This is a genomic window from Kineococcus gypseus (assembly GCF_050871305.1).
Lineage (GTDB): Bacteria > Actinomycetota > Actinomycetes > Actinomycetales > Kineococcaceae > Kineococcus > Kineococcus gypseus.
Genome location: NZ_JBJLRD010000015.1, coordinates 77,634 through 85,950 on the forward strand (window position 1 = coordinate 77,634; position 8,317 = coordinate 85,950).

The following is an 8,317-nucleotide window of genomic DNA, read 5'->3' on the forward strand; positions in this document are numbered from 1 at the left end:
CTCGTCAGGCCGGTGCGGCGACCCCCGGGCGCCACGGCGCGCCGGGCTCGGCGACCGGCTGCGCCAGCGCGGTCTCGACCACGCCGCGGTAGAGGGCGTCGAGGTCCAGCCCGGCGGCGCGCACCGCCTGCGGCAGCAGGGAGGTCTCCGTGGTGCCCGGGGCGGCGTTGGCCTCCAGGAACACCGGCTCGCCGTCCGGGCGCACCACGAGGTCCACGCGCGAGAGGTGCCGCAGGCCCAGCGCGGCGTGGGCCGTCAGCGCCGCCCCGGCCACGCGCGCGGCCACCTCGTCCGGCAGCCGCGCGGGGGCGAAGAACTCCGCGGCCCCGGCGGTGTAGCGCGCCGCGTAGCCGTACTCGCCGCCGTCCACGCGCACCTCCACCGCGGGCAGCGCCCGCACCCGCCCGTCGAGCTCCACCACCGGCACGGCGACCTCCGTGCCGGCGACGTGGCGCTGCACGAGGGCGGTGTCGCCGTAGGCGAAGCACTCCGCGGCCGCGCGGGCCAGGTCGCCCTCGCGGCGCACCACGCCCACGCCCAGGGCCGAGCCGCCCCGGGCGGGCTTGACCACCAGCGGCAGCCCGGCCCAGCGCGCGGCGGCCGCCAGCACCGCCTGCGCGCCCAGGTCGCGGAACGTCGCGTGCGGCAGCACCACCTCCCCGGGCACGGCCACCCCCGCGGCGGCCACGACGGCGGCCGCGACGGCCTTGTCCCACGCCAGCCGGCACGCCGCCGGGCGCGGGCCGACGTAGCGCAGGCCCAGCAGCTCCAGCACGTCGCGCAGCGCGCCGTCCTCGCCCACCGCGCCGTGCAGCACCGGCCACACCACGTCGGGGGCCTCCTGCGCCAGCCGCGGCAGCAGCTGCGCGTCGGCGTCGAGCTCCACGACCTCGCAGCCGCGCCCGCGCAGGGCCTCGGCCACCCGCCGCCCCGAGCGCAGCGAGACGTCGCGCTCGTGGGAGAGCCCCCCGGCCAGCACGGCCACGCGCGGGCCGCTCACACCAGCTCCGGGCCCTGGGCGCCGGCGTCGGGCGCGCCCGTGGCCGTGCCCGTGCCAGGGGCCGGCGGCAGCGGCCCGAACGTCTCGAGGACCTCCAGCTCGTCGTGCACGACGCCGGCCAGGCGCCGCACCCCCTCCGCGATGCGCTCGGGGGTGGGGAAGCAGTACGACAGGCGCAGGTGCCGGCCGCCGCGGCCGTCGGCGTAGAAGGCGGTGCCGGGCACGAACGCCACCCGGCCGGTGACCGCCCGGGGCAGCAGCGCGCGCGCGTCCAGCCCCTCCGGCAGGGTCAGCCACACGTAGAAGCCGCCCACCGGGCGCGTCCAGGACGCCTCGGGCAGGTGGGTGGCCAGGGCGCCGAGCATCGCGTCGCGGCGCTCGCGGTACAGCTCGCGGTACGCCTTCACCTGCCCGCGCCAGTCGCAGGTGCGCAGGTACTCGGTGATCACCGCCTGGCCCACCGTCGAGGGGCACAGCACGGCCGACTCCGCGGCCAGCACCAGCTTCTCTCGCACCGCGTGCGGGGCGATCGCCCAGCCGATGCGGTAGCCAGGGGCGAAGGTCTTGGAGAAGGAGCCCAGGTGCACCACGTGCTCGGCGTCCATCGAGCGCAGCGCCGGCAGCGGGTCGCCGTCGAAGCCCAGCAGCGCGTAGGGGTCGTCCTCCACCACGAGCAGGCCGTGGCGGCGCGCGACGTCCAGCACCCGCGCGCGCCGCTCCAGCGACATCGTCACCCCGGCGGGGTTGTGGTGGTTGGGCACGGTGTAGAGCAGCTTCACGCGCCGCCCGGCCGCCCGCAGGCGCACCAGCGCCTCCTCCAGCGCCTCGGGCACCAGGCCGTCGTCGTCCATCGGCACGTGCTCGACGTGCGCGCGGTGCGCGCGGAAGACGCCCAGGGCGCCGACGTAGCTGGGGGCCTCGGCCAGCACGACGTCGCCGGGGTCGAGGAAGACGCCGGCGACGAGGTCGATGGCGTGCTGCGAGCCGGTGGTGACCACGACGTCGTCGGGGTGGGCGGCGATGCCCTGCGGGCGCACCACCTCGGTGATCTGCTCGCGCACCCCCGCCTCGCCCTGCCCGGAGCCGTACTGCAGCACGGAGGCGCCGCGCTCGGCGACCAGGCGCGCGGACAGCTCGGCGACCGCGTCCACGGGCAGCGCCGGCAGGTACGGCATCCCCCCGGCCAGCGAGACGACCTCGGGGCGGCTGGCGACGGCGAACAGGGCGCGGATCTCCGAGGCCGTGGTGGTGCGGGCGCGCTCGGAGTACGAGCCCAGCCAGCGGTCCAGCCGGTCGCCGGCGGCGGCCGCCCCGGCCCCGGCCGCGGCGGACGCGACCGGCGCGTGCCCGGGACGGGGGGTGGGCGGGTGCTGGCTCACGGGGACCTCCGGCGGGTCGGGGACGGCTCGTGCGGCTCGACTCGTCGCACCCGTCCCACCCTGCCACCTAGGATGCCCACGACGCTCGGGTGAACCGCGCGGTGGACCAGGCCGCGCGAGGCGGTGCGCGAGGCAGTGCGCAGGACGCGGAGGGAGCTGCTCCGGTGGGTCGTCGCATGGCGCCGTTGATGCTCGACACCGTGGTCGACCTGCCCAAGGCGTCGCGCCGCTGCGTCTTCTGGGAGCTGGACGCGGTCGCCGCCCAGCGCGCCGCCGAGGCCGGGTACCCGGACTTCGAGAAGGAGGTCTGGATCTCCTCGGTGCTGCTGGAGTGGGGCCCGTGCGGGCGGCTGGTCTACGTCGACGAGCAGCCCGCCGGCTTCGTCATGTACGCCCCGCCGTCGTACGTGCCCCGGCAGTCCGGGTTCGCGACCTCCCCGGTGGGCGGGGACGCGGTGCTGCTGACGACGGGCTGGATCGACCCGGCCTTCCGCGGGCAGGGCCTGGCGCGCATGCTCCTGCAGGGCGCGGCCAAGGACCTCACCCAGCGCGGGGTCAAGGCCGTCGAGGCGTTCGGCGGCACCTCCCTGGTGCCCGGCGGCGACGGCAACGGGGACTGCGCCCACGAGACGTCCGAGCCGTGCGTGCTGCCGGTGCACCTGCTGGAGTCGGTGGGCTTCACGGTGGTGCGCCCGCACCACCGCTACCCGCGGCTGCGGCTGGAGCTGAAGAACGCGATCAGCTGGCGCGAGGACGTCGAGGCGGCCCTGGAGCGGCTGCTGGGCAGCGTGCGCGTGCCCGTGCTCAGCGGCGTCGCGCACGGCTGAGCCCCCCGCACCCCCCGGGGTGCGGGGGGCTCGGGGGGCTCGGGGGGCTCGGCCGCGCGGTTCAGCCGCCGACGTGGATGCCGGGGCGGCGGGCCGGGTCCGGCTCGCTCATGCGCAGGATCTCGCGCACCACCGGCGGGGTGTCGCCCTGGCCGAGGATGAGGTAGCGCATCAGGTGCGTCAGCGGGTTGCCCTCGGACCACTCGAAGTGCGCGTGCGGGAGCACGCCGGTGGCGTCGCGCAGGGCGAGCAGGATCGCGGCGATGGCGTTGGGCGCCGCCGGTGCCTGCGCGCGCAGGACGCGGTAGCCGCCCACCTCCACCCCGCGCACGCGCAGCACCTCGCTGAAGTCGGAGGGGTCGACGACGTCGACCTCCAGGAAGAGCACGTCGGCGCCGCCGGGCACGGGGTCCACCCCGCGCACCGCGGCCTCCTTGGCGGCGTACTCGGCGCGGTCGCCGGCCTGGCGGCGGTTGGCGATCAGGTGCAGGGCGCCGTCGTGGGTCAGGGAGTCGGTGAGGTAGCGGCGGGCGGCCTCGTCGAACTCCAGGCGGTCGGCGCGCAGCTCGGTGGTGCGGCTGACCCGCGAGACCAGGGAGACCGCGATGATGCCCGCGATGAACACCGCGGAGATGACGATGCCGTCGGGCGCGGCGTGCACGTTCTCCGCCAGCGCGTACACCAGCACCGCGGTGAGCACCCCGAAGCCGGCGGTGGAGCGGCGGCGGTGCGCGCGCGCGGAGGAGACGGTCACCGCGACGGCGCCGGAGACCATCATCGCCAGGATGCCGGTGGCGTAGGCGCCGGCCTGGGCGTCCACGTCGGCGCGGAAGGCGATGGTGATCAGGACGCTGACGGCGGTGTAGACGAGCACGACGGGGCGCACCGCGCGCCCCCACTCCGGCGCCATGCCGTACCCGGGCAGGTAGCGCGGCACGATGTTGACCAGGCCCGCCATCGCCGAGGCCCCGGCGAACCACAGGATGAGGATGCTGGAGACGTCGTAGGCGGTGCCGAAGGCGTTGCCCAGCTCCTCGTGCGCCAGGTACGCCATGGCCCGCCCGGCGGCCTCCCCGCCCTCCTCGAAGGCCGGCGCGGGGATGAGCACGGTGGTCACGAAGCTGGTGGCCAGCAGGTACACGCTCATGATCAGCGCCGCGGCCGTGAGCAGCTTGCGGGTGTTGCGCACGCGCGAGGCCAGCACCTCCTGCGGCGTGGCCCCCCGCGCGGCGACCAGCGGCATCATCGACACGCCCGTCTCGAAGCCCGACAGGCCCAGCACCAGCAGCGGGAAGGCCAGCACCGCCGGGCCGAGCACGTCGCCCACGCCCCCGCCGCCGGCGGTCAGCCGGTCCGTCCACCCGCTCAGCAGCGCCGGGTCGGCGAGCACGTCGGCGACGGCGGCGGCCACGACGACGGCGTTGAGCAGCAGGAAGACCGCGACCAGCGGGATGGCCACGACCACGGCCTCGGTGAAGCCGAGCAGGAACACCCCGCCCAGCACCAGCAGCAGCGCCACCGTGATCGCCACCGCGTGCCCCTGCAGCGCCTGCGGCAGGTACGGGTTCTCCAGCGCGTGCACGGTGGCGTCGGCGCTGGAGAGGGTGATGGTGATGATCCAGGAGGTCGCCACGAAGCCGAGCAGGACGAGCACGAAAACCTTCCCGCGCCAGAACGGCAGCAGGTCCTCCAGCATCGCCACCGACCCCTGCCCGTGCGGGCTCTCGGCGGCCACCCGCCGGTACATCGGCAGCATCCCCAGCAGGGTCAGCGCCACGATGAGCAGCGTGGCCAGCGGGGACAGCGCCCCGGCGGCCAGCGCGGCGATGCCCGGCAGGTAGGACAGGGTGGAGAAGTAGTCCACGCCCGTCAGGCACATCACCTTCCACCAGGACTGCGGGCGCGCGTGCCCGGCCTCGACGGCGGGACCGGCGGGGGAGACGCGCTGGGCCAGCAGCCAGCGCCTGACGCCCGTGGGCGGAGGCGTTCGCGGGGTCGGGCAGTCCACCTGCGCCGGGACGGCGAACGGGGGGCTGGTGCTCATGGTCCACGGTTCCCTCGGTGCGTCGGGCTCGGACCGCAGGAGCCCACCACACCCGGACGCTCCACGCCCGCCGGGGGCGTCCACGGGCCGGGCGTGGCGTGCACGCGCGCGGGCCCCGGCACCGCGGGTGCGGTGCCGGGGCCCGGGAGCGGGGGAGCCGGTGTCAGCCGATGACGTCGGAGAGCTCGGCGAGGATGTCCGGCTTCGGGCGCGCGCCCAGGATGCTCTTGACGACCTCGCCGCCGGAGTAGACGTTCATCAGCGGGATGGACGTCACGCCGTACTTCGCGGCGGTGCGCGGGTTCTCGTCCGTGTTGAGCTTCACGATGGTGATCTTGTCGCCGTGCTCGGCGGCGATCTCCTCCAGCACGGGCGCGACGCGGCGGCACGGGCCGCACCACGGCGCCCAGAAGTCGACGAGCACGGGCTTGTCGGACTTCAGGACCTCGGCCTCGAAGGTGTCGTCGGTGACGGCGGTGGTGGCGCTCACGGGCTGCCTCCTGATCGTGCGGGTGGGGTGGTGGGGGACGTGCGGCTCAGCGCTCGCGCGGCTGCGGGCGGTCCACGGTGCCGGCGGAGACGAGCACGGGCTCCTCGGTCTCCTCGCGCGGCGGGTTGACCTCCTGCGCCACGTCGTGGCGGGCGGCCAGGTAGCGCTCGGCGTCCAGGGCGGCGGAGCAGCCCATGCCGGCGGCGGTGATGGCCTGCATGTAGGTGTGGTCGACGACGTCGCCGGCGGCGAAGACGCCCGGCACGTTCGTGCGGGTGCTGCGCCCCTCGACGAGGACGAAGCCGCTGTCGTCGAGGTCGACCTGGCCGCGCACCAGCGCCGTGCGCGGCTCGTGGCCGATGGCGACGAACAGGCCGGTGGCGGCCAGCTCGCGCTCCTCGCCGGTGACGGTGTCGCGCAGCGTCAGGCCGCTGACCTTGTCCTCGCCGTGGATGGCGACGACCTCGGAGTTCCACGCGAAGCGGATCTTGGGGTTCTCCTGGGCGCGGCGGGCCATGATGCGCGAGGCGCGCAGCTCGTCGCGGCGGTGCACGATCGTCACGCTGCGCGCGAAGCGGGTGAGGAACGTGGCCTCCTCGACCGCGGAGTCGCCGCCGCCGACGACCACGATGTCCTGGTCGCGGAAGAAGAAGCCGTCGCAGGTGGCGCACCAGCTCACGCCGCGGCCGGACAGGCGCTTCTCGTCGGGCAGGCCGAGCTCGCGGTAGGCCGAGCCCAGGGCGAGGACGACGGCGTGCGCGCGGTAGGTCTTCCCGCCGCCGGTGACGACCTCCTTGACCTCCCCGTGCAGGCGCACCTCCACCGCGTCGTCGGTGACCAGCTCGGCGCCGAAGCGCTCGGCCTGCGCGCGCATGCCGTCCATGAGGTCCGGGCCCAGGACCCCCTCGGGGAAGCCGGGGAAGTTGTCGACCTCGGTGGTGTTCATGAGCGCGCCGCCGGCCGTGACGGAGCCCTCCAGCACCAGGGGCGCCAGCTCCGCGCGAGCGGCGTACAGGGCCGCGGTGTACCCGGCCGGGCCGGAACCGATGACGATGACGTTGCGGACCTCGTCCACCGAGGAGCTCACCGAGGGACCTGCTTCCTTCGATCCGGGGCGCGGCCGGGACGCCGGTCGCGTGCTCGCTGCAACGGATCGCGGGGCGGTGCTGTTCCCGGCGCGCGCAGGCCTCAGGAACCCGCCGGCGGCGCCGGGACCGGCAGCTCGGTGCGCGCCAGGGCGGGCTCGCCCGGGGTGCAGCCGAGCGCCACGACGACGACCTCACCGCCGGCCGCGGTGCGCTCGACGACCAGCGCGGCCGGCTGCGAGCGCCAGGCCGCCACCTGCACCACCGCCACCGAGGTCGCGTCCACCCCGAGGGCGCGGGCGCACTCCAGGGCCCGCTCGGCCGCGGGGCGCTGCGACTCGTCGGCCGCGCCCGGGGCCGCGGGGGCGAGCTTGCGGTCGTGCTCGGCGTCCGCGCCGGGCACGCCGGGCAGCGCCTCGGGCGCCGGCCGGCCCGCGCTGCCCGTCCCGGGCCCGCCGTCCGCCGTGCCCGCCGGGCCCGGGCCCACCGGGCCCTGGCCCGGGGCGGGCGCCGACAGCAGCTGCACCCCGGCGGTGCGCACGGCGGCCTCGTCGGCGTAGTCGGCCCCGCTGCTCAGCACGGCGGGCGGCGGCGGGGCGGGCGGCGGCGGGGCGGGCGCCGCCGCCTCCTGCGTGCTCTCCGCGGCACCCGCGGCGCCCGCGGCACCCGCGCCGCCCGCGGCGGGGACCGCCGCGGAGTCCGCCGCGGAGGAGCCGCTGCCCGCCTCGAGCGCACCGGACCCGCCGGTGACGTTGGCCACCCCGGCGACCACGACGGCCGCGGCGGCGGCGGCGAGCAGGCCGCGCTGCCAGCGCGCCGTGCGCCGGGCGGCGCGCGCGCGGCGCGCGGCGTCCAGGTCGGCGACGTGCACCCCCGCCGGGGCGCGCCCGGCGGCGTCCTGCGCCCGCGCGGCGGCCAGCGCCCGGTCGACGCGCTCGACGACGTCCGCGGGCATCGGCCCGGCCGTGCCCGCGGCGGCGCGCAGCAGCTCCCGCACGCGCGCCTCCTCCGGCGGCAGCGGGTCCTCGCCCGCCGGGCCCCCGGCTCCTGCCACCTCGCACCCCCTCGTCACCCCGGTCCACCGCGCTGCGCAGGACCCCTGTTCCGACGCGCCGGCGCGCTCAGCGGTTCCCGCCGCGCGCCCCGTCCTGCCGCTCCGCCCCCGGTCCCTCGCCCGGTCCCTCGTCCTCGCGCAGCAGCTCGGCCAGCGCGGTGCGCCCGCGCGAGCAGCGCGACTTCACGGTGCCGACGGGCACGCCGAGCACCTGCGCGGCCTCGGCCACCGGCACGTCGTACATGTCGACCAGCACCAGCGCGACCCGCTGCGCCTCCGGCAGCCGCGTCAGGGCCCGCTGCACGTCCAGGCGCGCCTCCACGGCCGGGGCGCGGTCCGCGGCCACGGGGGGGGGCGGGCCCGGGGGGGGGGGGGGGGGGGGCGGGGGGGGGGGGGGGGGGGGGGGGGGGGGGGGGGGGGGGGGGGGGGGGGGGGGGG

At 77.4% G+C, this 8,317-nt stretch carries 8 protein-coding genes; 1 reads left to right on the top strand and 7 read right to left on the bottom strand.

The features are described from left to right. Positions 1 to 4 precede the first annotated feature (4 nt). Both ACRYMN_RS08065 and ACRYMN_RS08070 read right to left on the bottom strand, forming a co-directional pair. A complete protein-coding gene (locus ACRYMN_RS08065) occupies positions 5 to 1,000 on the bottom strand; it encodes a D-alanine--D-alanine ligase family protein (protein WP_432493783.1) in 996 nt (331 codons plus the stop codon). Next, positions 997 to 2,379, bottom strand: a complete 1,383-nt coding sequence (locus tag ACRYMN_RS08070) for an aminotransferase-like domain-containing protein (protein ID WP_432493785.1) — start codon at positions 2,377 to 2,379, stop codon at positions 997 to 999. The genes ACRYMN_RS08065 and ACRYMN_RS08070 overlap by 4 nt, the downstream gene beginning before the upstream one ends. Before the next feature lie 164 nt (positions 2,380 to 2,543). On the opposite strand from ACRYMN_RS08070, the gene ACRYMN_RS08075 reads away from it, so the two are divergent. Continuing rightward, on the top strand, positions 2,544 to 3,206 hold the full coding sequence (locus tag ACRYMN_RS08075) for a GNAT family N-acetyltransferase (protein WP_432493786.1): 663 nt from the start codon (positions 2,544 to 2,546) through the stop codon (positions 3,204 to 3,206). Positions 3,207 to 3,267: 61 nt separating this feature from the next. On the opposite strand, the gene ACRYMN_RS08080 is transcribed toward ACRYMN_RS08075, so the two are convergent. From ACRYMN_RS08080 to ACRYMN_RS08100, 5 genes are all read right to left on the bottom strand, one after another. After that, positions 3,268 to 5,250, bottom strand: a complete 1,983-nt coding sequence (locus ACRYMN_RS08080; protein WP_432493788.1) for an amino acid transporter — start codon at positions 5,248 to 5,250, stop codon at positions 3,268 to 3,270. A 163-nt stretch (positions 5,251 to 5,413) separates the two neighbouring features. Continuing rightward, positions 5,414 to 5,740 (bottom strand): thioredoxin, encoded by a 327-nt coding sequence (gene trxA, locus ACRYMN_RS08085; protein WP_432493790.1) that lies wholly within the window; start codon positions 5,738 to 5,740, stop codon positions 5,414 to 5,416. A 46-nt stretch (positions 5,741 to 5,786) separates the two neighbouring features. After that, the gene (gene trxB, locus ACRYMN_RS08090; RefSeq protein WP_432493792.1) at positions 5,787 to 6,827 is read right to left on the bottom strand and encodes a thioredoxin-disulfide reductase; all 1,041 of its coding nucleotides are present in this window, start codon (positions 6,825 to 6,827) and stop codon (positions 5,787 to 5,789) included. 101 nt (positions 6,828 to 6,928) lie between these two features. After that, positions 6,929 to 7,879, bottom strand: coding sequence for a hypothetical protein (locus ACRYMN_RS08095; protein ID WP_432493794.1), 951 nt, complete (start codon positions 7,877 to 7,879; stop codon positions 6,929 to 6,931). A 67-nt stretch (positions 7,880 to 7,946) separates the two neighbouring features. Next, complete coding sequence (locus tag ACRYMN_RS08100) at positions 7,947 to 8,225, bottom strand: sigma factor-like helix-turn-helix DNA-binding protein (protein WP_432493796.1); 279 nt, start codon at positions 8,223 to 8,225, stop codon at positions 7,947 to 7,949. Positions 8,226 to 8,317: the final 92 nt, after the last annotated feature.